The organism is Pseudomonas sp. GW821-FHT02A08 (genome assembly GCF_059422045.1).
Map to the genome: position 1 here is coordinate 1 of NZ_JBWKWD010000050.1, position 25,621 is coordinate 25,621.

General features: G+C 60.4%; 28 protein-coding genes. 14 read left to right on the forward strand and 14 right to left on the reverse strand.

Features of this window, described 5'->3' with window-relative positions; all coding sequences use genetic code 11:
- Positions 1 to 306: 306 nt before the first annotated feature.
- Positions 307 to 705, reverse strand: a complete 399-nt coding sequence (locus AC07W4_RS25365) for a YbaN family protein (RefSeq protein ID WP_495034406.1) — start codon at positions 703 to 705, stop codon at positions 307 to 309.
- Positions 706 to 715: 10 nt separating this feature from the next.
- A complete protein-coding gene (locus AC07W4_RS25370; protein WP_008051200.1) occupies positions 716 to 1,303 on the reverse strand; it encodes a UPF0149 family protein in 588 nt (195 codons plus the stop codon).
- Between the two features lie 371 nt (positions 1,304 to 1,674).
- On the opposite strand from AC07W4_RS25370, the gene recQ reads away from it, so the two are divergent.
- From recQ to AC07W4_RS25390, 4 genes are all read left to right on the forward strand, one after another.
- Positions 1,675 to 3,801 (forward strand): DNA helicase RecQ, encoded by a 2,127-nt coding sequence (recQ, locus tag AC07W4_RS25375; RefSeq protein ID WP_495034407.1) that lies wholly within the window; start codon positions 1,675 to 1,677, stop codon positions 3,799 to 3,801.
- 119 nt (positions 3,802 to 3,920) lie between these two features.
- Positions 3,921 to 4,355 carry a MarR family transcriptional regulator gene (locus AC07W4_RS25380; RefSeq protein WP_007984163.1) on the forward strand — a complete coding sequence of 145 codons (435 nt, stop codon included), beginning with the start codon at positions 3,921 to 3,923 and terminating at the stop codon, positions 4,353 to 4,355.
- A 127-nt stretch (positions 4,356 to 4,482) separates the two neighbouring features.
- Positions 4,483 to 5,724, forward strand: coding sequence for a type IV pilus assembly protein FimV (locus AC07W4_RS25385; protein ID WP_495034408.1), 1,242 nt, complete (start codon positions 4,483 to 4,485; stop codon positions 5,722 to 5,724).
- Between the two features lie 33 nt (positions 5,725 to 5,757).
- Positions 5,758 to 6,045, forward strand: a complete 288-nt coding sequence (locus AC07W4_RS25390; protein WP_008051196.1) for an Rdx family protein — start codon at positions 5,758 to 5,760, stop codon at positions 6,043 to 6,045.
- Here AC07W4_RS25390 and AC07W4_RS25395 read toward each other — a convergent pair.
- Together AC07W4_RS25395 and AC07W4_RS25400 are read right to left on the reverse strand one after the other, a co-directional pair.
- Positions 6,039 to 6,932 (reverse strand): DMT family transporter, encoded by an 894-nt coding sequence (locus tag AC07W4_RS25395; RefSeq protein ID WP_495034409.1) that lies wholly within the window; start codon positions 6,930 to 6,932, stop codon positions 6,039 to 6,041. The two genes, AC07W4_RS25390 and AC07W4_RS25395, sit on opposite strands and share 7 nt — an antisense overlap.
- A 77-nt stretch (positions 6,933 to 7,009) precedes the next feature.
- Positions 7,010 to 7,768 (reverse strand): helix-turn-helix transcriptional regulator, encoded by a 759-nt coding sequence (locus AC07W4_RS25400; RefSeq protein ID WP_495034410.1) that lies wholly within the window; start codon positions 7,766 to 7,768, stop codon positions 7,010 to 7,012.
- A gap of 134 nt (positions 7,769 to 7,902) precedes the next feature.
- Here AC07W4_RS25400 and AC07W4_RS25405 point away from each other — a divergent pair, with 134 nt between their 5' ends.
- Positions 7,903 to 8,718, forward strand: coding sequence for a UDP-2,3-diacylglucosamine diphosphatase (locus tag AC07W4_RS25405; protein WP_495034411.1), 816 nt, complete (start codon positions 7,903 to 7,905; stop codon positions 8,716 to 8,718).
- Positions 8,719 to 8,870: 152 nt separating this feature from the next.
- On the opposite strand, the gene AC07W4_RS25410 is transcribed toward AC07W4_RS25405, so the two are convergent.
- Entirely contained in the window at positions 8,871 to 9,461 is a 591-nt protein-coding gene (locus AC07W4_RS25410; protein WP_495034412.1) for an HD domain-containing protein, read from the reverse strand.
- A 27-nt stretch (positions 9,462 to 9,488) separates the two neighbouring features.
- Positions 9,489 to 9,800, reverse strand: a complete 312-nt coding sequence (locus AC07W4_RS25415; protein ID WP_008051185.1) for an Mpo1-like protein — start codon at positions 9,798 to 9,800, stop codon at positions 9,489 to 9,491.
- Positions 9,801 to 9,959: 159 nt separating this feature from the next.
- Between AC07W4_RS25415 and AC07W4_RS25420 the strand changes: the two genes are divergently transcribed.
- Positions 9,960 to 11,021, forward strand: a complete 1,062-nt coding sequence (locus AC07W4_RS25420; RefSeq protein WP_495034413.1) for an AraC family transcriptional regulator — start codon at positions 9,960 to 9,962, stop codon at positions 11,019 to 11,021.
- Here AC07W4_RS25420 and AC07W4_RS25425 read toward each other — a convergent pair.
- Positions 10,978 to 12,432 (reverse strand): TrkH family potassium uptake protein, encoded by a 1,455-nt coding sequence (locus AC07W4_RS25425; protein WP_495034414.1) that lies wholly within the window; start codon positions 12,430 to 12,432, stop codon positions 10,978 to 10,980. The genes AC07W4_RS25420 and AC07W4_RS25425 overlap by 44 nt on opposite strands.
- A gap of 121 nt (positions 12,433 to 12,553) precedes the next feature.
- Here AC07W4_RS25425 and AC07W4_RS25430 point away from each other — a divergent pair, with 121 nt between their 5' ends.
- Positions 12,554 to 13,120: an NAD(P)H nitroreductase gene (locus tag AC07W4_RS25430; RefSeq protein ID WP_495034415.1), complete on the forward strand. Its 567-nt coding sequence runs from the start codon at positions 12,554 to 12,556 to the stop codon at positions 13,118 to 13,120.
- A gap of 112 nt (positions 13,121 to 13,232) precedes the next feature.
- On the opposite strand, the gene AC07W4_RS25435 is transcribed toward AC07W4_RS25430, so the two are convergent.
- From AC07W4_RS25435 to AC07W4_RS25460, 6 genes are all read right to left on the reverse strand, one after another.
- Entirely contained in the window at positions 13,233 to 14,576 is a 1,344-nt protein-coding gene (locus AC07W4_RS25435) for a sensor histidine kinase (protein WP_495034416.1), read from the reverse strand.
- A gap of 175 nt (positions 14,577 to 14,751) precedes the next feature.
- Positions 14,752 to 15,192 (reverse strand): Spy/CpxP family protein refolding chaperone, encoded by a 441-nt coding sequence (locus AC07W4_RS25440; RefSeq protein ID WP_495034417.1) that lies wholly within the window; start codon positions 15,190 to 15,192, stop codon positions 14,752 to 14,754.
- Between the two features lie 125 nt (positions 15,193 to 15,317).
- Complete coding sequence (locus AC07W4_RS25445) at positions 15,318 to 15,995, reverse strand: response regulator transcription factor (protein WP_056721476.1); 678 nt, start codon at positions 15,993 to 15,995, stop codon at positions 15,318 to 15,320.
- 7 nt (positions 15,996 to 16,002) lie between these two features.
- A complete protein-coding gene (locus AC07W4_RS25450; RefSeq protein WP_495034418.1) occupies positions 16,003 to 16,416 on the reverse strand; it encodes an SH3 domain-containing protein in 414 nt (137 codons plus the stop codon).
- A 123-nt stretch (positions 16,417 to 16,539) separates the two neighbouring features.
- Positions 16,540 to 16,839: a YciI family protein gene (locus AC07W4_RS25455; protein ID WP_056721480.1), complete on the reverse strand. Its 300-nt coding sequence runs from the start codon at positions 16,837 to 16,839 to the stop codon at positions 16,540 to 16,542.
- Between the two features lies 1 nt (position 16,840).
- Complete coding sequence (locus tag AC07W4_RS25460) at positions 16,841 to 17,437, reverse strand: septation protein A (RefSeq protein ID WP_495034419.1); 597 nt, start codon at positions 17,435 to 17,437, stop codon at positions 16,841 to 16,843.
- Between the two features lie 87 nt (positions 17,438 to 17,524).
- On the opposite strand from AC07W4_RS25460, the gene AC07W4_RS25465 reads away from it, so the two are divergent.
- The 6 genes from AC07W4_RS25465 to AC07W4_RS25490 all read left to right on the forward strand — a co-directional run bounded on the left by AC07W4_RS25465 (position 17,525) and on the right by AC07W4_RS25490 (position 23,488).
- Positions 17,525 to 18,388: a PHP domain-containing protein gene (locus AC07W4_RS25465; protein ID WP_495034420.1), complete on the forward strand. Its 864-nt coding sequence runs from the start codon at positions 17,525 to 17,527 to the stop codon at positions 18,386 to 18,388.
- Between the two features lie 13 nt (positions 18,389 to 18,401).
- Positions 18,402 to 19,031 carry an L-threonylcarbamoyladenylate synthase gene (locus AC07W4_RS25470; protein ID WP_032829738.1) on the forward strand — a complete coding sequence of 210 codons (630 nt, stop codon included), beginning with the start codon at positions 18,402 to 18,404 and terminating at the stop codon, positions 19,029 to 19,031.
- Positions 19,032 to 19,850: a segregation and condensation protein A gene (locus tag AC07W4_RS25475; protein ID WP_056721489.1), complete on the forward strand. Its 819-nt coding sequence runs from the start codon at positions 19,032 to 19,034 to the stop codon at positions 19,848 to 19,850.
- A gap of 11 nt (positions 19,851 to 19,861) precedes the next feature.
- Complete coding sequence (gene scpB / locus AC07W4_RS25480; RefSeq protein ID WP_495034421.1) at positions 19,862 to 20,851, forward strand: SMC-Scp complex subunit ScpB; 990 nt, start codon at positions 19,862 to 19,864, stop codon at positions 20,849 to 20,851.
- A gap of 294 nt (positions 20,852 to 21,145) precedes the next feature.
- The gene (gene rluB, locus AC07W4_RS25485) at positions 21,146 to 22,366 is read left to right on the forward strand and encodes a 23S rRNA pseudouridine(2605) synthase RluB (RefSeq protein ID WP_008051173.1); all 1,221 of its coding nucleotides are present in this window, start codon (positions 21,146 to 21,148) and stop codon (positions 22,364 to 22,366) included.
- 411 nt (positions 22,367 to 22,777) lie between these two features.
- Positions 22,778 to 23,488: a response regulator gene (locus AC07W4_RS25490; RefSeq protein ID WP_495034422.1), complete on the forward strand. Its 711-nt coding sequence runs from the start codon at positions 22,778 to 22,780 to the stop codon at positions 23,486 to 23,488.
- A 176-nt stretch (positions 23,489 to 23,664) separates the two neighbouring features.
- On the opposite strand, the gene AC07W4_RS25495 is transcribed toward AC07W4_RS25490, so the two are convergent.
- On the reverse strand, positions 23,665 to 25,161 hold the full coding sequence (locus AC07W4_RS25495; protein WP_495034423.1) for a sensor histidine kinase: 1,497 nt from the start codon (positions 25,159 to 25,161) through the stop codon (positions 23,665 to 23,667).
- 72 nt (positions 25,162 to 25,233) lie between these two features.
- Here AC07W4_RS25495 and AC07W4_RS25500 point away from each other — a divergent pair, with 72 nt between their 5' ends.
- Entirely contained in the window at positions 25,234 to 25,572 is a 339-nt protein-coding gene (locus tag AC07W4_RS25500) for a hypothetical protein (protein WP_495034424.1), read from the forward strand.
- The last annotated feature ends 49 nt before the right edge of the window (positions 25,573 to 25,621 follow it).

Sequence of the window (25,621 nt, forward strand, 5' to 3'; positions counted from 1 at the left end):
TGGCGCGGGAAATTGTCCAGCACCGCCGCGATGTTCAGGCCCCAGACATCGGGACTGGTGGAGATCGGGTCCTTGGTACGGCCGGGAATGCCCAGCTCGCGCAAAAGGTTGATGTGGTTGTCGGGGGAACGGGACGAGGCCATGGAAGGGACTCCGGTCGAAGGAAGGGGGACGGAGTGATTTAAGGCTTGAAGGGGCGGGGCTGCCTACTGTCAGATCTGACAGGTCGGGAGGGGTTTCCGATGAGTGGTAGCGAGAGTTGCCGCCAGGGGGGAGGGCGTGTGGACCGGGCGCGAGGGTGCTGTTTCAGGAGCTTTTTTGCAGGGTCTTCTGTCGCAGTATGTAAACCGTCACCAGTACCGCACTGGTCAGCATGAAGCCCCGTGCCCAAGGCTGTGCTACCAGGTAGCAAGAGAGCAGGATGCTCGCCCACATCAGGCCGATGGCGTAGACCTTGCTCTTGAGCGGGATGCCGTTGCCATCGAGGTAATCGCGAATCCAGGGGCCAAGCCGTGGATGCTCGACCAGCCATTGATAAAAACGCGGCGAACTGCGGGCGAAGCAGGCGGCCGCCAGTAGCAGGAACGGGGTGGTGGGCAATACCGGCAGGAAAATCCCGATAACCCCCAGCGCCACGCTCAGCCAGCCGATGGCCAGCAGCACGTAGCGCAACATCAGGGGGCGGTTGCCTATGGGGTTGTCCATAGGCCGGATCTTAGTGGTGGCGAGGCTTGAGAATCGCCGGTTTTTCGTCTGGCGCGTTGCACAGCAGGTACAACGCGGTCAGGGCTTCCGGGATCTGCACGATCATGTCGTCCATCAGGTTGGCATCCTTGGCGATGTCTTCGAACTCCGGTTGCTCGTCGAACAGGCCCGAACCGACCATGATCGGCAGCAGCATTTCGCTGACTTCTTCTTCGGCGCTTTCGAACCAGGCCGCTTCGCGCAGGAATACGCCTTCCATGAAGCCGATGCACCAGCCGCGCAGTTCGGAATCATCCGGGTCGTCGCCCAGGTCGAGGTCGCATGGCAGCTCGAACTCTTCATCGGAGGCCAGCTGGCGAGCGATGTGGGCCTTGAGGCCGATCAGGGTGGCTTCGATTTCTTCGCGCTGGGCTTCGCCGCTGTAATGCGGCTCCTCGGCGAAGAGGGCATCGATCCACTCACGATCAGGAACGACTTCGGAACAGATCGACAGCGCGGTGAGGTAGCCGTGGGCGGCCACGTAGTCCAGCGCCTCGTCATGCAGTTCATCGGCGTCGAGGAAGACTTGCAGGCGGGTTAGTTGCTCAGCGAAGGACATTAAAGGACTACCTTGGGGAATGTTCGATGCGGGAATTCTAGGCCTTCTTGAGCGCTTGAGCCAGCCGCACGGCATATTTGCACCTTTGTGGGAGCGGGCTTGCTCGCGAAGGCGGTGTGCCAGCTGCACTAATGTCGACTGACACTCCCTCTTCGCGGGCAAGCCCGCTCCCACAGTCCGATTGTGTGAGTCTTATCAGCGGTGCCCAATGCCTGCCGGGGCTCGGGTATACTCGCGCGTTTTGTGATGCCCTGCTGGCTTCACGGCTGAAATGTGAAGCGTCATGCAATGCGCACTTACGATTTGTCGGTGCAGCGTCGCGGGTTCTGAACCAGCCTTGCAGGGATGTTTCGGTGATTTTTGGAGTTTCTATGCTCGAACAGGCTCAACGCGTCCTCAAGGACATCTTCGGCTACGACAGTTTCCGTGGCCGCCAGGGTGCAATCATTGAGCGCGTGGCCAGTGGCGGCGATGCCCTGGTGCTGATGCCTACCGGCGGCGGCAAGTCCCTGTGCTTCCAGGTCCCGGCGCTGTTGCGCGAAGGCCTGGCCGTGGTGGTCTCCCCGCTGATCGCACTGATGGACGATCAGGTCGCCACTCTCGAAGAACTGGGCGTTGCGGCCGCGGCATTGAACTCCACCCTCAGCGCCGAGCAGCAGCGCGACCTCGCCGCCCGCATCCGCCGCGGTGAAGTGAAAATGCTCTACCTGGCACCGGAGCGTCTGGTCCAGCCACGCATGCTGTCCTTCCTGCAGGGGCTGGACATCGCCCTGTTCGCCATCGACGAAGCACACTGCGTATCCCAATGGGGGCACGATTTCCGCCCGGAATACCTGCAGCTGGGCCAGTTGGCGCAAATGTTCCCCGACGTGCCGCGCATTGCCCTGACCGCCACGGCCGACAAGCGCACCCGGGAAGAAATCGTCACCCGTCTGCACCTGCAAGACGCCGAGCGCTTCCTGTCGAGCTTCGACCGGCCGAACATTTTTTATCGCATCGTGCCCAAGGAACAGCCGCGCAAGCAGTTGCTGGCGTTCCTCGCCGAGCGTCGTAGCGATGCCGGCATCGTGTATTGCCTGTCGCGCAAGAAAGTCGAAGAAGTCGCCGCGTTCCTCAGTGAGCAAGGCTTCCCGGCGCTGCCGTACCACGCCGGCCTGCCCAACGATCTGCGGGCTTACCATCAGAAACGCTTCCTCAACGAGGAAGGCCTGATCATGGTCGCGACGGTGGCGTTCGGCATGGGCATCGACAAGCCCAACGTGCGTTTTGTCGCGCACCTCGATTTGCCGAAATCCCTTGAGGCCTATTACCAGGAAACCGGTCGTGGCGGCCGTGACGGCTTGCCGGCGGATGCCTGGATGGCCTACGGCCTGCAAGACGTGGTGATGCTCAAGCAGATGCTGCAGAACTCCGAAGGCGACGAGCGTCACAAACGCCTGGAGCAGCACAAGCTCGACGCCATGCTATCGCTCTGTGAAGAAACCCGCTGCCGTCGGCAAACGCTGCTGGCCTACTTCGACGAAGACATGCCCGAACCCTGCGGTCATTGCGACAACTGCGTCGACGGCGTGCAGACCTGGGACGCCACCGAGCCGGCGCGTCAGGCGCTGTCGGCGATCTACCGCACCGGTCAGCGCTATGGCGTCGGGCACCTGGTTGATGTCTTGTTGGGCAAGGACAACGAAAAGGTCCGCAGCTTCGGCCATCAACATCTTTCGGTGTATGGCGTTGGCAAGGCGATGGCGGAGGGTGAATGGCGTTCGTTGTTCCGCCAACTGGTGGCCCGTGGTCTGGCGGACATCGACCTCGAAGGCTATGGCGGCTTGCGCCTGAGCGACAGTTGCCGTCCGCTGCTCAAGGGTGAAGTGACCCTGGAGCTGCGCCGCGATCTCAAGGCGCAAACCGTGGCGAAAAGCAGCAAGAGCCAGGCGAGCCAACTGGTCCGTGGCGAGGAGCGCGAACAATGGGAAGCCCTGCGCGCCCTGCGTCGCAAGCTCGCCGAAGAACATGGCGTACCGCCGTATGTCATCTTCCCCGACTCGACCTTGCTGGAGATGCTGCGTAGCCAGCCGACCTCGCTGGCGGAAATGGCCACGGTCAGCGGCGTCGGTGCGCGCAAGCTGGAGCGCTACGGCGAGGCCTTCCTCGAAGTGCTCGGCGGCCAGGTCGAGGCGCCGAAAGCGGTGGCCGACGTGCGTCACGAGCTGATCACTCTGGCACGAGCCGGGATGACGCCGGTGCAGATCGCCGGTCAGTTGCAGTGCTCGGAAAAGAACGTCTACACCATGCTGGCCGAAGCGATCGGCAAGCAGCAGTTGTCGCTGGAGCAGGCGCTGGATCTGCCTGAAGACCTGATGGGTGAAGTGCAGGACGCCTTCCTCGACGGCGAGGGCGAACTGCCACCGGTTTCCGAGATCGCCGCACTGTTCGCGGGCAGGGTGCCGGAAGGGGTGTTGTACTGCGTTCGCGCGGCCTTGCAGTCGGAGTTCGAGATTTGAGACATCCGTAGTGCTGATGTAACGATTCACTACAGATCAAGCCTTGCCTCAAATCGAGGCTCATGCTTAGCTGACTAATAATTAGTTTTTATTTATTTCAGTCTGATCATGAGTGTTTTATGCCGTTAACCGATCAACACCGCTTTGGCATGCAATTGGCCCAGATGTCCCGTGGCTGGCGTGCCGAACTGGACCGCCGACTGGCGGGCATGGGCTTGTCCCAGGCGCGCTGGCTGGTGCTGCTGCACCTGGCCCGTTTCGAAGAAGCACCGACCCAGCGGGAGCTGGCGCAAAGCGTCGGCGTCGAAGGCCCGACCCTGGCCCGTTTGCTCGACAGCCTGGAAAGCCAGGGTCTGGTGCAACGCCAGGCCGTGCTGGAAGACCGTCGGGCGAAGAAAATCGTGCTCTGCGCCCCGGCGCGTCCCCTGATCGAACAAATTGAAACCATTGCTACGCAACTGCGTCACGAACTGTTCGAAGGCGTCGATGAGGCGGATTTGAAGGTGTGCATGCGGGTTCACGGGCACATCCTGGGCAACCTTGAAAAATCCTGAGGCATAACCGAACACCAGGTTTTTGAGATAGCGCATTGGGCAAACTATAAGAACTACTCGGCCATATCGTGTTCGTAACGGATGTACGAACGCGTACGTGTAGTTTCTGTAGATCTCAAGGATGCTCATGCTCAAGTGTTGGCGATTGGTTTTACGCGGTGTTTCTCAGTGGTTGCTGGCCGGGGCCTCTGTCACTTACTCGGCATGGGCGCCTGCGCTGGGCCTGGGTGAAATCACCCTGCATTCGGCGCTGAATCAACCGCTGCGTGCCGATATCGCCCTGGTGGATGCCGCTGGCGTGGAGGAAAACCAGCTGTCGGTGAGCCTGGCAACGGCGGACGAGTTCAGCCGTGCCGGGGTCGACCGGGCATTTTTCCTCAATGACCTGAAGTTCACCCCGGTGTTGCGCGGTAATCGCCGCGTGATCCAGGTGACCTCCAGCAAACCGGTCAGTGAACCCTTCCTGAATTTCCTCGTGCAGCTCAATCAGCCCAACGGTCGGTTATTGCGCGAGTACACGGTTCTGATCGATCCGCCGGGTGCGCCAGGGATTGTTCCCGCCACCGATGAAGCGGTTTCCAGCTCCCCGGCGTCCGCATTTCCCCGTGTTCAACCGGTCGTGGCGCCATCACCGGTGGCCAGGGCGACAGCAGAAACGGATGTCGCCATGGTTGATCCCGCTGTCGAACAACTGGCCGCCAGCGCCCTGCAAAACCACCCGTTGCAAACCACTGTCGATGAGCTTACCGCGAAGCTTCAAGTCCAGGATGAGCTGATCGCCGACCAGAAAAAGCAGTTGGCCGAGCTGCAAACCCAACTGGCGGAGCTCAAGAAGGTAAAGGCGCAACCCATTGTTTCTGACGCAGTGGCGCCAGCCCCCGCCATTGCTGAAAACCCCGGGATTGGCTGGTTGCCGATTGCCGGTGTGTCGGTGCTTATGGCATTGCTGGCGCTCGGCTGGTTTGTTCGCCGTCGAGACCAGCCGCATCAGGCCACAGCGTCAGAGGCTCTGCCGTCGCAGCAGCATGAACCGCTGGATGAGCTCTTTGCCGAGCCTGTGACATGGCCCTCCGTCAGGCAACCGGTTGCGGTACCGGCCAACGATGAGCTTGAGCGGGTCGATAGCCGTCATTCCATCCCGGTCGCTACTGCCGTGGCGGTGGTTCCGGGTCTGGCGATGTCCGGGGAGTCCGCCACTGACGATGAGTACCGGCTCAATCTGGAGGAGCTGTCCATGGCGTCGAGTTGGGATGTGATCAATCCAGGCGAGAACCCGCAGCCGGCTGCTCTGGCCTTGATCGAGCCGGGTTTCGAATTGGAGGCGCAACTCACTCCGCCGTCTCGACAGCCTCCGGTCGGGCTATCATAGCGGCGTCGTCAAACTCTGGAGTCACGTTCCATCATGACCGTCAGCAAACCGGAAATCGTCATCACCTATTGCACGCAATGCCAGTGGCTGTTGCGTGCGGCCTGGCTGGCCCAGGAACTGCTCAGCACTTTTGGTGACGACCTGGGCAAAGTCTCCCTGGTGCCGGGCACCGGCGGGGTCTTTCATATTTTCTGTGACGCCGTGCAGATCTGGGAGCGCAAGGCGGACGGAGGCTTCCCTGACGCCAAAGTGCTCAAGCAGCGGGTCCGCGATCAGATCGACCCGGACCGCGACCTGGGGCACAACGACCGCACTCAGTGAGAGGCAGCCTCGGCGGTAACGGCTTTCTTGCTCGAACTGCTTGAGAGCCTGCTGGACACCACGATTGCCACAATGATCAACGCCCCTCCCAGCAACATGTGCAAGGTCGGGTTTTCGTTGAACAGCAGCCAGGCGACGGTGATGCCATAGACCGGCTCCAGGGCGAACACCACGGCGGCGGTGCGAGCCTTGATCACCGCCAGGCTGGCGACGAACAGGCTGTGGGCGACACCGGTACAGAACACACCGAGCAGGCCGATCCACAGCCAGTCGATGGCGCGTACTTCGCTCAATTGAGGCGCCGCCACCGGCAACAGGCACAGGGCAACCACCGCGTTCTGACACAGCGCCGCCTGCACGGGCGGGACGCGCCCGGAGCTGGCACGGTTGGTCAGCGACAGCAGGGCGAACAACAAGCCGGAACCTACGGCCCACAGCAAGCCGGTGGTGGCGCCGCTGGCCAGGTCAAAATCAGGCGTGACCAGCACCAGGCCGACACTCACCAGCAGCACCAGCACAACCTCATTGGCGCGAATGCGCTCGCGGAAGATCAACCCTTCGAGGATCACGGTAAAGGCCGGGAAACTGGCGAAGCCGAGCGTCGCAATCGCCACGCCTGCGACTTTCACCGCAATGAAGAAACTCACCCAGTGCCCGGCCAGCAACAAGCCGCCAAGCAGCAGCCGACGCCAGTCCACGGCCTCGAGTTTCTGCCAGCGCGTCTGGCTGGCGAACCGTGCAAAAAATGCCAGCGCGAGCACGGCAAAGGCTGCACGGCCGAACACAATGATCGCCGGTGACGCGGCAGCCAGTTTGCCGAACACGCCGGTCAGGCCGAACATCAATGCGCCGATATGCAAGGCGCCAAGGGCGGTACGGGGAGTCATTGCAATCCTTAACGACGAACGAACAGAGGCCTCATTGAAGCGCGTAATGGTCCTTCAAGTCTGTCGGCAAACTCGCGTTATTTGTCGCCAGCCTCGCGTCGCAGTTTTCCGGGCGATGCCCCGAACTCGCGCAGCACCGCCGCCGCGAAGGCACTTTGGGAGCTGTAGCCGACGCGGCTGGCAACCTCACCGATGGGCAGCGCCGAGCTACGCAGCAAGCCCACCGCGATGTGCATGCGTCGGCTGCGGATGTAGTCCATCGGCGTCTGCCCGCATTCGGCCACGAACCGTGCATGCAAACGGGCACTGGAAAGGCCGGCGACCCGGGCCAGGTCGGCCACTTGCAGCGGGTAGGCCGCGTACTGATCGATGTGCGCGTTCAGCGCCGCATAGGGCAGGCGCCGACCGCCGACGGCCTCGGGCCTGGCATTGTTGAGACTTGCCAGCAACAGAACCGCACCTTGTTGTGCGATCAGCGGATCCTCGACCGGACTGTTCGCCAGCCAACTGACCAATTGGCTTTGTCCCGCGTCCAGGGGCAGGCGGCCGGCGTTGTCGAGCAAGCGTCGGCTGGACTCGGCGTGATCGCCCAACGACTGCGAAACCCATTGTTCGCTGGGCACATCCAGCACCAGGCAGCGACTGCCATTGGCGCTGCCACACGCGTGATGCGCGCCGGAGGGCACCACCACGAAACTCTGCTGGACCACCTGGCTGCCACGGCCGTCGACCTCGAAATCCAGGGCGCCCGAAAGCCCGAACACCAATTGCGCGTGTTCATGGCTGTGGACGATCAGGTCGTGGCTGTATTGGCGGAGCGTGAGGATCGGTCTCATCGCGGGTCTCCCGGTTCAGGGCGTCAGTCTACACCGAGCGGGCCAACAAGCGCTGTCACAGGACTGACTTGGCGCTGTCATGGACCATTAACCGGCTCGGGGCAGACTTGGCAAAACTTGCCAGAGGGTTGCCCATGACCAGCGCCGAGCTCGCCAAACCCACCCGTAAGCAACGCGTACGGACTTTATGGATTTCCGATGTGCATTTGGGCACCCGGGATTGTCAGGCTGAACATCTGTCGCAGTTTCTCAAGAGCTACCACGCAGACAAGATCTACCTGGTCGGCGACATCATCGACGGCTGGAAACTGCGCGGCGGCATGTACTGGCCGCAAGCGCACACCAACGTCATCCGCCGCCTGCTGACCATGAGCAAGCGCGGCACCGAGGTGATCTATGTCACCGGCAACCACGATGAATTCCTGCGCCGCTATTCGAAGCTGATCCTGGGCAATATCCAGTTGGTCGACGAAGCCGTGCACGTCACCGCCGACGGCCGGCATCTGCTGGTGATCCATGGCGACCAGTTCGATGTGATCACCCGTTACCATCGCTGGCTGGCGTTTCTCGGTGACTCGGCCTACGAATTCACCCTGACCCTCAACCGCTGGCTCAATCATTGGCGCGCGCGATATGGCTACGGCTACTGGTCGCTGTCGGCCTACCTCAAGCACAAGGTGAAAACCGCGGTCAGCTTCATCAGCGACTTCGAGGAAGCCATCGCCCATGAATGCGTCAAGCGCGAACTGCACGGTGTGGTGTGCGGGCACATTCACCATGCCGAGATTCGCAAGGTCGGCGAGGTGGACTACCTCAATTGCGGCGACTGGGTGGAGTCGTGCACGGCGCTGATCGAGCATTGGGATGGTTCGATCGAGCTGTATCGCCTGGCGGATGCCCAGGCACGCGAGGCGCAGTTGAAGGCGGCCAAGGTTGCAGAGCTGGCTTGATCTGTTAGTTGTGCAGTGTCTGGGCAGGCCTCTTCGCGGGCAAGCCCGCTCCCACAGGGTTATCTGGCGGTCACAGGTGCTGCGTTCACCTTCGCCTACTGTGGGAGCGGGCTTGCCCGCGAATGGACCGCGAAGCGGTCCCGCCGGATCTGTCAGGCTGGGGAATGCTCTTGCATCGCCGCTTTGTAGATCGAGTTCCTGGGGTGCGCAAACAAGCGCTCCATCATCGGCTCGAAAAAGCTCAACGCCAGCGTGTCGTACGCCGGGTCAAACGCCGCCGCATCGTACCTGGCGCAGAATTCGACGGTCGCCTGGTACTGCGGATGGTCCTTGAATTGCTCGCGCAAGTGCCGATCCATGCCCAGGTGGTGGAAGAAGTAGTAGCCTTGGAAAATCCCGTGCTTTTCCACCATCCACAAGTTCTCGGCGCTGACGAACGGCTTGAGGATCGCCGCCGCGATGTCCGGGTGGTTGTAGGAACCCAGTGTGTCGCCGATGTCATGGAGCAGGGCGCAGACCACGTACTCTTCGTCGCGGCCATCGCGCCAGGCGCGGGTGGCGGTTTGCAGGGAGTGGGTCAGGCGATCCACCGGGAACCCGCCAAAATCACCCTCCAGCAGCTTCAGGTGCGCCACAATCCTTGTCGGCAATTGTCGCGCGTAGGCACTGAAGTCCGCGGCGATGATCGCCCAGTCTTCCTGTGTGCCATCCTTCATGTGGGTGAAGCGGGCATTGGCATTCATCGGCAACTCTCTTGTGACGCAAGTCAGCTAGAACGGAACGCGCCCCAGAACCATGTCCCGGTACATGACAAAATCGCCGAGCAGGCTATAGAAGGGGTGTTGGAACGTTGCCGGGCGGTTTTTCTCGAAGAAGAAATGCCCGACCCAGGCAAAGCTGTAGCCTGCCAGCGGCAGGGCCCACAACAGCATCCAGGCTCCGCGACCAATGGTCAGCGTCAGAATCAAGATAACCAGGGTCGTGCCGATAAAGTGTAAACGGCGGCAGGTACTGTTGCTGTGCTCACTGAGGTAGTAAGGATAGAACTCAGCGAAGCTGTTGAATCGTTTGACGTTTTCCACGACAGCGATCTCTGTGGTTATTGTTCTTGCTGCAAGTTGTTCTGCGGGTAGCTTATTTGAGTCTAGAGTGATCAATGGCATCAGCCAGTGACAATAGGCGCCACTTTAGTATCCTTCGGTCAATAGCCGTAGCATTCGGCCACCATGTAAGAAAACGCCATGAGCGAACGAACGACTTCTGCAAGCTGGGCGATGGGGATTGTCAAAGCGCTGGAGATGGACGGCCTGGATTGCCGGGTTCTGTTCAAACAGCTGGGGCTCGACTACGCGGCACTGGATGATCCGGATGCACGCTTCCCGCAAGATTCCATGACACGGCTGTGGCAGCGCGCGGTCGAGCTGTCCGGCAACCCGGCCATCGGCCTGAACATGGGCAAGGTGGTGCGACCGGCGCAATTTCATGTGGCGGGCTACGCCTTGATGTCCAGCCAGACCTTGGCCGAAGGCTTTCAGCGTCTGGTGCGTTTTCAGCGGATCATCGCCGAAAGTGCCGACCTGAGCTTCCAGCTACTGGAAGAAGGTTACGCGCTGATTCTGACGGTGCATGGCGATCACCTGCCGCCGACCCGGCAAAGCGCCGAAGCTTCGCTGGCCTGTGCCCTGGCGCTGTGCGGCTGGTTGACCGGGCGTACGTTGCAACCACGCAAAGTGTTGCTGCAAGGCGCCGAGCCGGCCAACCTGGAACCCTATAAACAAGCCTTCCATGCACCACTGGTGTTCAACGCGCCTTACGATGCGCTGATTTTCGAACGCGCCGATCTGGAAGCCCCACTGCCGACGGCCAACGAGGCCATGGCGTTGTTGCATGACCGCTTTGCCGGTGAATACCTGGCGCGCTTTTCCGAAAGCCGCGTGACCCACCAGGCGCGGCAGGTGTTGTGCCGCCTCTTGCCCCAAGGCGAGCCCAAGCGCGACACCGTGGCGCAGACGCTGCATCTGTCCCAGCGCACCTTGCAGCGGCGTTTGCAGGAAGAAGGCACGAGTTTTCAGGCGCTGCTGGACGATACCCGGCGCGAGCTGGCCGAGCAGTACCTGGCGCAACCGACCATGACCTTGCTGGAAATTGCCTACTTGCTGGGGTTTGCCGATCCGAGCAATTTCTTCCGTGCTTTCCGCCGCTGGTTCGATGCCACACCCGGCGAGTACCGGATGCGGCTGATGCAAACATCTGAAGCGGTCAATGACGCCAAAATGCCGGAATGCACAGCACAAACACCGTAATGATCTCCAACCGGCCCAGCAGCATGCCGAAGGAGAGAATCCACTTGGCGGCATCCGGCAGGGTGGCGAAGTTACCCGCCGGGCCGATGGTTTCGCCGAGCCCCGGGCCGACACCGGACACGGTACTGGCCGCGCCGGTGAGGGCGGTCATCCAGTCCACGCCGAGCAGCGACAACAGCAGCGCAATCACGCAGATGGTGATTGCAAAGAAGAACGAAAAGGTCAGGATCGACCGCACGATTTCTTCGTCGAGGCGGTGACCGTTGTACTTCTGCTTGATCACCGCGCGCGGGTGGATCAACTGGTTAAGGTTGGCCTTGAGCAGGATATAGGCTACCTGGAAGCGGAAAATCTTGATTCCGCCCGCGGTCGAGCCGGAGCAACCGCCGATAAACCCCAGGTAGAAGAACAGCATCAGCGAGAAATTGCCCCAGAGGCTGTAGTCCCCCAGTGCGAAACCGGTCGTCGTCACTACCGATGTCACGTTCAGCGCCACATGCCGCAATGCCTCCAGCCAATGCAGCTGGGTCGTCCACCAATACCAGGTGCCGAGCACCAGCCAGGTCACCAGCAGCATGCCGAGCAGGCCTTGAACCTGTTCGTCCTTGATCAGCGCCCGACGGTTACCACGCAACGTGGTGACATACAGGGTGAACGGCAGGGCACCGAGAATCATGATGACTATCGCGACCCAATGCACCGCCGGTTGCGGCCACTTGGCCAAAGACTGGTCGGAGGTGGAGAAACCGCCGGTGGAAATCGCCGACATCGCATGGTTGATGGCGTCGAACAGGCTCATCCCGGCCCACCAGAACGCCAGGCTGCCGACAATGGTAATGCCGACGTAGGCTGCCACGATCAGCCGCGCCACCATGTGCGAGCGGGGCATGACTTTTTCCGAGCGGTCCGACGATTCGGTCTGGAACAGCCGCATGCCACCGATGCGCAACAGCGGCAGGATCGCCACCGCCATGCCGATGAACCCGATGCCGCCGAGCCAGTGCAGCAACGAGCGCCACATCAGGATGCCGGGGGACATGGTGTCCAGGCCGCTGAGTACGGTTGCGCCAGTGGCGGTGATGCCGGACATGCTTTCGAAGAATGAATCGGTGTAGCTGATGTGCTGGGTCAGCAGGAACGGCAGCGCGGCGAAGATGCACACCACCAGCCAACTGCTGACGGTCAGCAGGTACATGTCCCGGGGGCGCAGGTGAATGTGTTCGGGGCGCCCCGGAATCACCAGCGCCAAACCGGCGACAAAGGTGATCATGCTGGCCCAGAGGAACGACGGCAGATCGCTGGTGCGCTCGAAAATGACCAGCGTGGCCATGGGCACGACCATGGAGATCGCCAGCGTGATCAGGAAGATGCCGATGATGAAACCAATGATCCGTAAGGTCGGCAACGCCATGAGGTCCGCTCGGCTGATAGTGGAAAGGGCGCCATTCTACCTGCGGGGCAGGGCATGTAAACCGGCACTGCTGCGGCAGTTACCGCTAGAATAGCCGCACAAATTTTTCAGGAGGTGGCCGATGCAGGCTCTCGACGCTTTGCTCAACCGTGTTTCCGTTCCACGACTGATTGACCCGGCACCCACTGCCGAGCAGCGTGAGGTGCTGTTTGGCGCCGCCATGCGCGCCCCGGATCACGGGCACTTGCAGCCTTGGCGTTTCCTGACGGTGGAAGGCGCGGCGCGTGAGCAGATGGGCGAGTTGCTGGCCGAAGCGGCGAAACTTTCGGACGGCGAAGTCAGCGAAGCGGCCATCGACAAGGCGCGCAATAATCCGCTGCGGGCACCGCTGGTGGTGGTAGTGATTGCGCGGTTGCAGGATCACGTCAAGTATCCTAAGTCCGAGCAGTTGCTGGCGGCGGGCTGTGCGGCCCACGGGATTTTGCTCGCAGCCTATGCCCAGGGCATCGGTGCGGTGTGGCGTACCGGTGACCTGGCGTACTCGCCCCATGTGGCCAAGGGGTTGGGCCTGGCGGAGGGGGAAGAGGTGATTGCCTTCCTGTATCTGGGCACACCACAGAAAGAACCGCGAGTGGCCGAGAAAGTCGATCTGAGCGAATTCGTCAGCGCCTGGCCAGGCAAGGCCTGAACACCCCCCGGGCAAAAATGTGGGAGCGGGCTTGCTCGCGAAAGCGGTGGATCAGTCAATTTTGATGTCGACTGACACTCCCTCTTCGCGAGCAAGCCCGCTCCCACAGGTTTCAAGGTTGTACGACAGCCCCCGGCACCAACGGCAATTCCAGACTGGCAATGAACCCGCCCTCTGGGTGATTGGCCAGCACCAGGCTGCCGCCATGTCGCTCCGCCGCACGACGGGCGATGGCCAGGCCCAAGCCGTGTCCGGCCGCTGTCTGCCCTGGCGCCCGATAGAACGGCTCACCGAGCTGGTTCAAATATTCGGCACTGACCCCGGGGCCGTGATCGCGCACGGTCACGACGATCCGCTCTCCCTGACGCAACGCCTGCATTTCGATCGGCAGGCCACCCACCGGATTGAAACGCTGGGCATTGCGCAGCAAGTTGTCCACGGCCCGTTCGATCATGGTCGGCCAGCCCTTCAGATTCAGCTGCGACTCGGCTTCGAGATGGACCAGTTGCTCGGGTGAACCGAGTTGCGCATCCTTTTGCAGGGTATTGAGCAAGGCGTTCAGGTCCACCTCTTCGGCACTGGCGTTATCGGAGTCGACCCGCGCCAATACCAGGATTTCGCTGATCAGCGCTTCCAGTCGGTCGCACTCGCGGGTCAGGCGCGGCCATAGCTGTTCCCGTTCCTGTGGGCCGGCCCTTTCGGCGAGCGCCAGCGCGATACGCAGACGGGCCAGAGGCGAGCGCAGTTCGTGGGAGACATCGCGCAGCAGTTGCCGCTGACTGCCAATCAGGCTTTGCAGGCGCGCGCCCATGCGGTTGAAGTCATTGGCCAGCACGCCGAACTCATCGCGACGGTTGGCCAGTTTGACCAGGCTGTTTTGTTGATAGGTGGTTTGGCCAAGGTCATGCACTGCGCCACGCAGACGGCTGAGCGGGCGGGTGATGGAAAAGGTCACCAGCAGGCTGAACAGGGTCAGCACCACCAGGGCGATACCCAGCGCACTGAGGGGCCAGAGCAGACTCTCGCGGTGCCAGGCGTTCAGTTCCGGGTGCGCAATGCGGTAGATGAACAGGAAGGTGTCACCGGTTTTTTCACTGGTGAACTCATCGGTCAGACGCCGCCATGGCAGGCGCCGGTCATCGTTGTTCTGGCGCGCCTCAAAGGCCGCCGCACGTCTGGGGAAGGTGCCGCGCACCACCGGATCGCCGCTTTCGTTAAGCACCTGAACGTCGATGTGATACTGGCGTTTGCGTTGTTGGAGAATATCCTGGGCGGCGTCTTCGCCCTGGCTTTCGTAGGTTTGCGTCCACTCTTCGGCCAGCGTGTTGAGGCCCGGGTGGCGGCTGAGAATCCAGGCGTCCTGGTTGAGCATGTGCCCCAGCAGGATGGAAAGCCCTGCAACCAGAGCGATGGCCAGCCAGAAGCTGGCCAGGATACGCCAGAACAATGAACGCACGGGAAATCCTCGAACAAGCACAGATCAGTGTGGGAGCGGGCTTGCTCGCGAAGGCGGTGTGCCAGTCGACAAATGCTTTAACTGGCAAACCGCCTTCGCGAGCAAGCCCGCTCCCACATTAGATCAAAAACATCAGACCCAACGGTGATGGGCCGTCGGGTCCGGGGTTAGCGCATTATTGCGCCTTTTGCGGTTGTTGCGCTTTCCAGGCCTTGAACTCGGCCCACTCGGCGCGACGTTCGGCCTGTTTTTTCTGGATCTCGTCGAATTTCTTCTGTTGATCCGGTTTCAGCACCGCACGCACATCGGCTTCGGCTTTCTGGTGCTTGGCAGCCATCTCGTCTTTCATGGCTTTCTGGTCCGCTGGCGAGAGTTTCTCCAGGTACTTGTCGACCAGTTGCTTACGTTCGTGCATCTGCTCGCCCATGATCTTGCGGATCTGCTCGCGCTGTTCGCGGCTCAGGTCCAGTTCACTGTACGGGCCTTTGCCGTGCATCTGACCGCCGTGGCGCGAACCGTCCATCGACCCATCCATTGGGCCTGCGCCTTCGGGCATGGCCATGGCCACGGTCGGCAGGGCAGTAGCGAACATCAGAGCGATAAGAGTCTTGCGCATGGTGTATCTCCTTGTCTCGTTCCCGGTACGTTCCGGATGAGCACAGATTACGCAGATCAAGGTCAGCGGCGGTCAGCGGAGAGTAAAGCTTTGGTAAACATGATTTTCGGCCGACCTGACAAAACCTACAGGCTGTAGTAGTAGCCGCGGCTGCGCAGGGCCACGATGCGCGGTCGGCCATCGGGGTGCGGGCCGATTTTCTTGCGCAGGTTGCTGACGTGCATGTCCAGGCTGCGGTCGTACAGGGTCAGCTTGCGGCCGAGGGCGATCTGCGCCAGTTCCTGTTTGTCCAGGGGCTCGCCGGGTTGCTTGAGCAAGGCTTCCAGCAGGCGGCTTTCGGAGACGGTGAGGGTGAACTCCTGTTCGTCGATGCTGACCACGCCGCGCACCGGGCTGAAACACAGGTCGCCCAGTTCGATCTGGCTGGACACCGCCGCCGGGTGGCTGCGACGCAGGACGGCACGCAGGCGGGCAGTCAGTTCCCGTGGGTCGCAGGGTTTGGCCAGGTAATCGTCGGCGCCGAGTTCCAGGCCAAGGATACGGTCCAGGGGTTCGCCCCGGGCCGAGAGCATCAGCACCGGCAAATCCGGGTGATCGCTGCGCAACTGCTTGAGCAGTTCCAGGCCGCTGCCATCGGGCAACATCACATCCAGCACCACGGCCGCCGGGGCGGTTTCGGCCAGCGCACGGCGTGCGCTCTGGCCGTCGTGACAGGCACGCACCTGAAACCCTTCCTGGCTCAGCCAACTGCTCAGGAGCTCACACAGCTCCTGGTCATCATCAATCAGTAACAGCTCGCTCATGACTCACTCAATTTAGCCATTGTCGACGTTTTCGACTTGCTCCACTGGCGAAGATACCGCAGAGCAGAGCCAATAGCGCTACCCCGGCGCCGATGACGAACCATTGTTGCTGGTCGGTCAGCAGGCGCGGCAGGGGACTGCTGGCCTGGGCTTCCTTGAGTTGCAGCTTCAATCGCTGGTTCTCCTGGCGCAACCGGGCCAGCAGCGGGCTTTCGCGTTCGCCATCGGCAGTTTGCAATTGCTTGTTCAGTTCTTCCCGTTGCCGTTCGCTTTCTTTCAAGCGTTGCTGCAACTCGGTGATCTGGCTGCCGGCGCTCAGGGAAAGCGGCGTCGAGTTGCCACCCTCGGCGGATTCTTCACCGTGGGCGGGCGCCACGATCGACAACGTGACCAACATCAGGCACAACGGACCCTTGCGCATGGCGACTCCTGGTTCCAATACGAGTATTGGGGAAGTTGTCGGCCGGCAAACGAGAATAATGAGCGATTGAGAACGCGATGAACCGATATGGTTCACCGCGTGGGGGCAGTTGAAAGAAGAAAGTTACGGCAGGACTTGCTTGAACGGCTTGACCAGAACGTTGGCGTAGACGCCGGCGGCGATGTACGGATCGGCGTCGGCCCAGGCCTGGGCGGCGCTCAGGGAGTCGAATTCGGCAACGATCAGGCTGCCGCTGAAACCCGCCGCGCCCGGATCATTGCTGTCGATCGCCGGGTGTGGGCCGGCCAATACGATGCGACCTTCGCCCTTGAGCACTTGCAGGCGCTCCAGGTGTGCAGGCCGTGCGGCCAGGCGGGCTTCCAGGGAGTTGGCGACGTCTGTGGCAATGATTGCGTAAAGCATGTCAGTCCTCGGTTTTAGGCGATGTGGTATCGGCGTCGTGCAGATGGCGGGACAGGTAGATGCCCTGACCGACCAGGAACAGCAAAGTCATGCCCAGGCTGCCGAAGACCTTGAAGTCGACCCAGTACTCCTGGAAGGTGAACGCGACGAACAGGTTGGCGGCACCGCAAAACAGGAAGAAGGCGATCCAGGCGATGTTCAGGCGCGTCCAGACCGGTTCCGGCAGGGTCAGCGCGTGGCCCATGATGCGCTTGATCAGCAGGCTGTCACCGACGAAGTGGCTGCCGATGAACGCCAGGGCGAACAGCCAGTTGACCACCGGGGCTTTCCACTTCAGGAACGTCTCGCTGTGGAAGGCCAGGGTCAGGCTGCCGAAGACCAGGCAGGCGATCAGGGTCAGCCACTGGCTCTTCTCCAGCTTGCGCTGCTTGATGAACAGCGTGCCGTAGACCACCAGGGAACTGACGATCAGCATCGCGGTGGCGCTGTAAATACCGCCTACAGTGACCTCATGGCCGGCGATGTCGACGACCCGTGGATCGGTTTTGAAGACGATGAAAAACAGGAGGAGCGGGATGAAATCGATGAATTGTTTCACAGTGGCAGCCAGAAGCAGGATGTGGCGGCATAATAACAAACATATGGGCGCGCGATAGCGCCAGCTGATTTGAGGTTACAAAGCCCTGTGAATGTTGATTTGCACTGCCATAGCACGGCCTCCGATGGCGCCCTGGCGCCTGCGATTCTGGTGGCGCGGGCGTTCGAGAAAGGCGTGCGAGTCCTGGCCTTGACCGATCACGACACCCTTGAAGGCCTCGACGAGGCCCGGCATGCGGCCACCGCGCTGGGGATGCAACTGGTCAACGGTGTCGAATTGTCCTGCACCTGGGGCGGCGCGACCATTCATGTCCTGGGCTACGGTTTTGACGAGAACGCAGCGCCGTTGGTCGAGGCCATCGCCAGATTGCATGATGGCCGATGGCTACGCTCCGAGGAAATCAGCCGCAAACTGGCGTTGAAAGGCATGCCGGGGGCGCTTGAAGGCGCTCGGGAGATCCAGCAGGAGCTGGGCGACAGTGGTAACGCGCCGGCCCGCCCGCATTTCGCCGACTGGATGGTGCGTGAAGGTTTCGTCAAGGATCGCGCCGAGGCGTTCCGCAAATGGCTGGGCGCCGGCAAGCTGGGTGACGTCAAGCAACACTGGCCGACCCTGGAAGAAACCGTCGAAACCTTGCGCGCGGCCAAGGCCTGGGTCAGCCTGGCACACCCCTGGCACTACGAATTCACTCGAAGCAAGCGACGTCGCCTGATTGCCGACTATATTCAAGCAGGGGGCCACGCCATCGAAGTGGTCAATGGTTACCAGCCTGCCGAGCAAGTGGGCAGCCTGGCCATTCTGGCCCGCGAGTTCGGTCTGCTGGTCAGCGCCGGCAGTGATTTTCATGGCCCCGGAGGCTGGTCGGAGATCGGTGAATACCGGCCACTCCCGGAGGATCTGCCACCGCTATGGTGTCGATTCAAACATGACCCAGTTATTGCCGCCGTCTGAACAGGTAGAGAATGTGAGTCAATTTTTCCAGATTCATCCGGAAAACCCGCAAGCGCGCCTGATCAAACAGGCGGTCGAGATCATCCGCAAGGGCGGGGTGGTGATATATCCCACAGACTCTTCCTACGCCATAGGTTGCCAGATCGGCGACAAGGTGGCCGTGGAGCGCGTTCGGCGCCTGCGGCAACTGGATGAGAAACACAACTTTGCGCTGATCTGTAGCGACTTGTCGCAACTGGGTCTGTTCGCCAAGATCGACACCGGCACGTTCCGCATTCTCAAGGCCCATCTGCCGGGGCCCTATACCTTCATTCTCAACGCTACCCGCGAGGTGCCGCGGCTGTTGTTGCACCCCAAGAAACGCACCATCGGCCTGCGCGTGCCGAGCCACCCGATTGCCCTGGCATTGCTGGCTGAACTGGGTGAACCGTTGATGAGCGTGACCCTGATCATGCCCGGCGATGAAGATCCATTGAGCGACCCCCATGAAATGCGTCAGTTGCTCGAACACCAGGTCGACCTGATCATCGATGGTGGCTTTGGCGGGATCAAGGCGTCCACCGTGATCAGCCTCGCCGACGGCGAGCCGGAAGTCATTCGCGTTGGTTGCGGCGACCCTGCGCCGTTCATGGTCGAGGCCTAGATGTCTGCAGTAGAACCCGTCGACAGTCAGGCCGGAGCCCAGCAGGAACTGCCCTTCGCCATGGTCTACGGCCAGGCGGTCATGGAAATGCCCCTGGACCTGTACATCCCGCCGGATGCCCTCGAGGTCTTCCTCGAGGCATTTGAAGGTCCGCTCGACTTGCTGCTGTACCTGATCCGCAAACAGAACATCAACATCCTCGACATTCCGGTGGCGGAAATCACTCGCCAATACATGGGCTACGTCGAGTTGATGCAGTCGGTACGCCTGGAACTGGCCGCCGAATACCTGGTGATGGCCGCGATGCTGGCCGAGATCAAGTCGCGGATGCTGCTGCCACGGGCCGAAACCGTCGAAGACGAAGAGGACGACCCGCGCGCCGAACTGATCCGCCGCCTGCAGGAATACGAGCGCTTCAAGGCTGCCGCCGAAGGCATCGATGGCCTGAGCCGCGTCGGTCGTGACGTAGTGGTGCCCAAACTCGACGCCCCGGAAGCCCGGGCACGCAAGTTGTTGCCGGACGTACGTCTGTCCGAGTTGCTGCTGTCCATGGCCGAGGTCTTGCGCCGTGGCGACATGTTCGAGAGCCATCAGGTCAGCCGCGAGGCGCTGTCGACCCGCGAACGCATGAGCGATGTGCTGGAACGCCTCAAGGGCGGCGGTTTCGTGCCGTTTGTCGAGCTGTTCACAGCAGAAGAAGGGCGCCTGGGAGTGGTGGTGACCTTCATGGCGATCCTTGAATTGGTCAAGGAATCCCTGGTCGAGCTGGTGCAGAATGAGCCATTTGCCGCGATCCACGTGCGAGCCCGAGCCGAATAACGAGTCGAAACATGAACCTGACTGAACCCCGCGATCTGGCACCCTTGCTTGAAGCCTTTCTGTTGGCCTCGGGAAAGCCGCAATCTTTGGAAAGCCTGTTCGAACTCTTCGAGGAGGGCGAGCGCCCGGAACCGGCGGTCTTCAAGAAAGCCCTGACGATTCTCGCCAAGTCCTGCGATGGCCGGGCGTTTGAACTCAAGGAAGTGGCCTCGGGGTATCGCCTGCAGATTCGCGAGAAGTTTGCGCCGTGGGTCGGGCGTCTGTGGGAAGAGCGCCCGCAGCGTTACTCCCGGGCCATGCTGGAAACCATGGCGCTGATTGCCTATCGCCAGCCGATCACCCGCGGCGAAATCGAAGACGTGCGGGGCGTGGCGGTCAACAGCAATATCGTCAAGACCTTGATGGAACGCGAGTGGATCCGCATCGTCGGCTACCGTGACGTGCCCGGCAAACCGGCGATGTTCGCCACCACCAAGGCGTTCCTCGATCATTTCAACCTGAAGAACCTCGACGACCTGCCGCCGTTGGCGGAACTGCGCGAGCTGGAACCGGATCCGGTGCTCGATTTCGACGACGCCCCCGTACCCGCCGGGCTGCAAGAGTTGGCCGACGCCAGCGCCGAGCCGGAAGAGCCGAAAGAAGAGACCAGTTTCCACACGCTGTTGCTGGAACTGGACAGCATGGAAGAGGGGATCAAGACCGACTTCGACGATTTGCTGCGTGACGGTGCGTCGCCTGAGTTCGATCCGCAACAGTCGGTTATCGAACCGGAAGTCGAAGCGGCACAGCCCGAGCCTGAACCGGAGGGCGAGCCTGAGCCCGAAATCGAGCCGGAGCAGGACGACGACATCCTCGGCGTTGCCGAGGCCCGGGAAAAGCTCCTGGCCGCCGTTGCCGCCCTCGAACAGCCGAAACCCGAGCCCGAACTGTCGGACGAAGAGGCCGAAGCCCAGGCCCTGGCGCAAGCCATCGAAGCCGAACGCCGTCAGTTCGAAGACTGATCGCAATGTCTGCGACCTCCAAAGATCCCTGTGGGAGCGGGCTTGCCCGCGAATGCGGTGGGTCAGCCAATAAATATGCCGACTGACACGCCCTCTTCGCGGGCAAGCCCGCTCCCACAGGGGATTGTGTTCATAGCAGAGCTGCGGGTCACCGTTCGGCGCAAAAACCAATAACCTTGTATTGATCAGCTAGTCTCTGATGCGCAAACGTCCTCATGCGCGTATGATTCGCGACCCTTCGGCGATCCCTTCGCCCAAGTACCCAGTTTTCAGACCACACCGGGAGGTGCCCAGATGAGTATCAAAGACCAGCAAGACGACCAGCCAATCGGCCCAGCAGGCGAAAAACTGCAGAAAGTCCTCGCCCGTATCGGCGTCGGCTCGCGCCGTGACGTGGAAGCCTGGATCAGCCATGGCCGCATCAAGGTCAACGGCAAAGACGCCACCCTTGGCCAGCGCGTCGACATGCACGACGCCATCACCATCGATGGCAAGGTGATCAAGCGCGAAGAGGCCGCCGAGTCGGTGCGCCGCGTGATCATGTACAACAAGCCCGACGGCGAGATCTGCACCCGTGTCGACCCGGAAGGCCGTCCGACCGTGTTCGACAAGATGCCGCGCCCTAAAGAGGGGCGCTGGATCAACATCGGTCGCCTGGACATCAACACCACCGGTCTGCTGATGTTCACCACCGACGGTGAACTGGCCAACCGCCTGATGCACCCTTCCTACGAAATGGACCGTGAATACGCGGTACGTGTGCGTGGCGAAGTCGATGACGAGATGATCGAGCGCCTGAAGGCTGGCGTTGTACTTGAAGATGGTCCGGCCAAGTTCACCGACATCAAGCAGGCACCAGGCGGCGAAGGTTTCAACCACTGGTATCACTGCGTGGTGATGGAAGGTCGTAACCGCGAAGTTCGTCGCCTGTGGGAATCCCAGGGCCTGGTGGTCAGCCGTCTGAAGCGCGTGCGTTTCGGCCCGGTGTTCCTCAACTCCGACCTGCCGATGGGCCGCTGGCGCGAAATGAGCCAGTACGAAGTCGACATTCTGAGTGCCGAGGTCGGCCTGACGCCGGTCGCGATGCCGCAGATGAACGCCAAGAGCAAAGACAAGCTTGACCGGATGCAGCGCAAGTCGTCGCGTCCGATGGCCAAGACCGAGCGCGTGCGTACCCTGCGTCCAGCCACCGGGGCTCCTGCCGCTCCTGTTGCGCCGCGTGCAAGCCGCGAGCCGCAGATCGAAGGCGAGCGTCCAGGGCGCAAGCCAGCCGCCCGTCAGGACGGCGAACGCGGTCCGCGCACGCCACGTCCGGCCAATGGCCGTACCGAGCGTGGTGAAGGTCGTGGTACGCCGGTAGCCGATCGCCCGGCCGACACCAAGCGTCCGGCCAAGCCTGCGCCGAAGCGTCCGGGGATCAAGCTGGTCGACGGTGACACGCCGTCGGGCAAGCGCCGTGGCGCACCGGCCGGTTCCGGCCAGCGTCCGGGCTTCGGTCGTCGCAAGCCGGAGTGAGGCAGCGGTAAGCTTCGAGCTGCTAACTGCAAGTAAAAACGCCAACCCTCGGGTTGGCGTTTTTTTTTTGCAGTCCCTACCAAAAGCTGTCGGTGAAGCAGGCTCGCCACAATCTCCATAAATGGGGCATTACACCCACCCAACCGGGGGTTTACCACCTGATTTGAGGAATGTTCCCTCCCTCACCCTTTCTTTGGCTTGAAACACTCAAAACAGCCTGTTAATTCATTTGAATTTTTTCTCCGCCTTATTGAAATGGCTCATTAGTTGCACCACCCCTGGTACTCGCAACCGCTGTCCTCCCGGACATTATGGGAACGGCGGGGCCTGCCGGATTCGGCATGACGCGAGGGGAAAAATGAAACGCCCGACACCAACATGCAGCTCCATCGCCTCTTATGAGGAGTACTTATGAGTTCCATGATCAAGATAGGCATCGTTGATGATCACCCGCTGTTAAGGGATGGGGTCACAATGGCACTGAAGAAAGTCGCTGACTTTCAGGTGGTCGGGCAGGGGGCATCTGGCGATGATGCCCTGGAAATTGCCGCTCGTTTTGCTCCGGATGTTTTGCTGATGGATGTAAATATGCCGGGCGATAGCTTTGCTGCCGTGCGAGCGATCACAACTTCTTCGCCGGCAGTTAAAATTTTGATGCTGACGGTATCCGAGTCCATCGAGGACGCCTATTCCGCCCTTGAAGCGGGTGCGCAGGGATATGTGTTGAAAGGCATAAACGGTCGTGAGCTTGTACAAGCCATCAGAAATGTTGCCGATGGTGAAACCTTCATTACACCCAGGCTTGCCAGCAAGCTGTTGAGCAATTTCGGAAAACACGCGTCTGATAAGCAAAAGGTCGAGCTGACCCATCGCGAAGAACAAGTTATCCGGGAAGTATCGAAGGGCCTGACTAACCGCGAGGTTGCTATCAAGCTTGAGCTCTGCGAGAAGACCATCAAGCACTACATGACGAATGTCATGTACAAGCTACGCGTTCGCAACCGGACGCAGGCAGTCGCAGCAGTGAGACGGCATTGGGAGAGTGACCATATACCTGGCTTATGTGGTGCTCTTCAACGCCGCGACTTGAATGGCAACAGTAAGCAAAATAACGGGCCATAAGCGCTAATGCGATCTGTAGCAGCTGCCGAGCTTGCGAGGCGGCGTTCGGCTGCGAAGCAGTCGTGAGTCCAGCTGACGCAGCCTGCCTGACGTACCGCAATGACTGATTTTACGACTGCTTCGCAGCCGAACGCAGCCTCGCAAGCTCGGCAGCTGCTACAAAGGGTGTCGGGCGATTAGATTTTGAACTGCGCCCTGGCTTTGGTTCCGGCATGGGGCGCCGATTCAATGATGAAAATTCCGCCGAGGGATTCGACGCGATAGCGCATGCCAACAAGGCCCAGATGAGTTCTACCTCGACCTGGCGCGTTCGGTTGCTCGGTTGAAATACCCACTCCCGCATCCTCGACTTGTACTTCCAGTAGCCCTTCGCAGTAAGAAGCGCTGAGTTTTTGGCCTTTTCCCCCGGCGTGAATATAGGCATTGTTCAACGCTTCCTGGGCGAAGCGGTAAATACAAATTTTATGCGCTATCGGTACATCGTCCGCAAGAGTATCAAGCTCCAGTTCGACTCGCGTCTCGGTTCGCTCTTCGTGCCGCTCGGCAAGCAATATCAGCGCGTCGTGCAGGGTCAGGTCATTGACTTCCGGAAGTGCCAGGCCGAGTGATATTTCCCGCACTTCGTTTAATGCATCTTCGCCGGCACGCCTGATCATTTCGAGGACTTCCCCATCCGAGGCACTTTGCGAATCTTCAAGTTCTGCAAGGCGAAGGAGAATAAGTGACAGCAGTTGGGCAGGACCATCATGAAGATCTGCCCCGACCCGTCGAAGAGTGAGTTCATTGATTCTGGAGAATTCGCGATTGGCTGTAGTGACTTTGTGCTGAAGGGCGGCATTGTTCGAGTGCAACCTGGCTTGCTCATGCATTCGCCATTCAAGTGCTGTTTCATGCTGCTTTATTATTTTGTCATCACGTCGAACGATAAAAAATAACAGCAAAAGCATGGCCGTCGTTGCTGTACCTACAATTACCCATACTTTCTTGCGAACATTATTGATTTCGCGCTGTAACGCTTCGGCGGTTTCGTAGAACTCACCAACCGCAATAATCTTTCCAGTACCCGCTTCGCGCAGTGGAGCAAAAATTTCATAAAGCGGAATATTCAGGCTTCGCTCAAAAGCATCCTCATTATCATCCTCAAAATCATTGTCCAGTTCTGTATAGATCCTGCCTGTCAGCGCCTGTGAGATCTCCTCTGTCAGAAAGGTTTTCTGGACCGTGGATTTGTCGGTGCTGTAGACAATCGTGCCGTCTGGAAGCCAGATCTTCACCGAGACCACATGTGTACTCAACGAGGTGCTGGACAACAGGTGATCAATGGTCTGAATGGTTTCATCGGGGAGTGCTCTGGCAGTGGTCAGTCCCTGGGCTAAAGGTTCGAGAAAGTTCTGCATATAACGCGCGCCCGTTTCTGCCGCCGTTTGAATCGTTGCATCTTCGATACTCTGGCTTACGAGGTTTCCAACGAACGTCATGGTCAAGCCCAGAATGATTGTGGCGCAGATTACGAACTGGGCTGAGCGGCTTGAATGGCGCAATTTCCCACGGGAGCCCTGTCTCCCCGGCGCTCCGTCACTGGACGTTTGGCCAGCCTCTGATCCGACCAAGGTCTGATCCGATTCCTCGACCAAAGTCTCAGAATTTGATTGGGCTTTTGTCTCTGTACACATCCGGGTAGCACCTCAATACTCATTTTCAATGGAGTGTAAAGCTGACGTTTGTGGTTGAAGGCGGGAGGCGCGATGAATAGTTTAAAAAGATTCTTGAACCATCTGGATAATCGCTATTTCCGGCAACTACAGCCGGGGGTTATTACCAATGGTTTCCAGACTCCGCCACCAAGCGCGCGGAGCCAGCCTCCAATACATACTAGTCAATTCGTAGTCGATGCCAGTTTTCTCATGGATAAAAGGCTTGTTGACGAAGCCGCATGGACGCAGAACCGTGCCATCACCCCTCAGGAAGTCCCGGAATATGGCGATCTTGGCGAGCATATTCCGGCCAATGCCTCTGTTCTCTGGATGTGTGGCATCTGTGAAAAGCCCCCTATGCCTGAGAGAACATCATGTACAGATGCATAGAGCCCCGATACGTGATGGGGCCGCTGGTAAGTTGCACCTTCTACTCAAC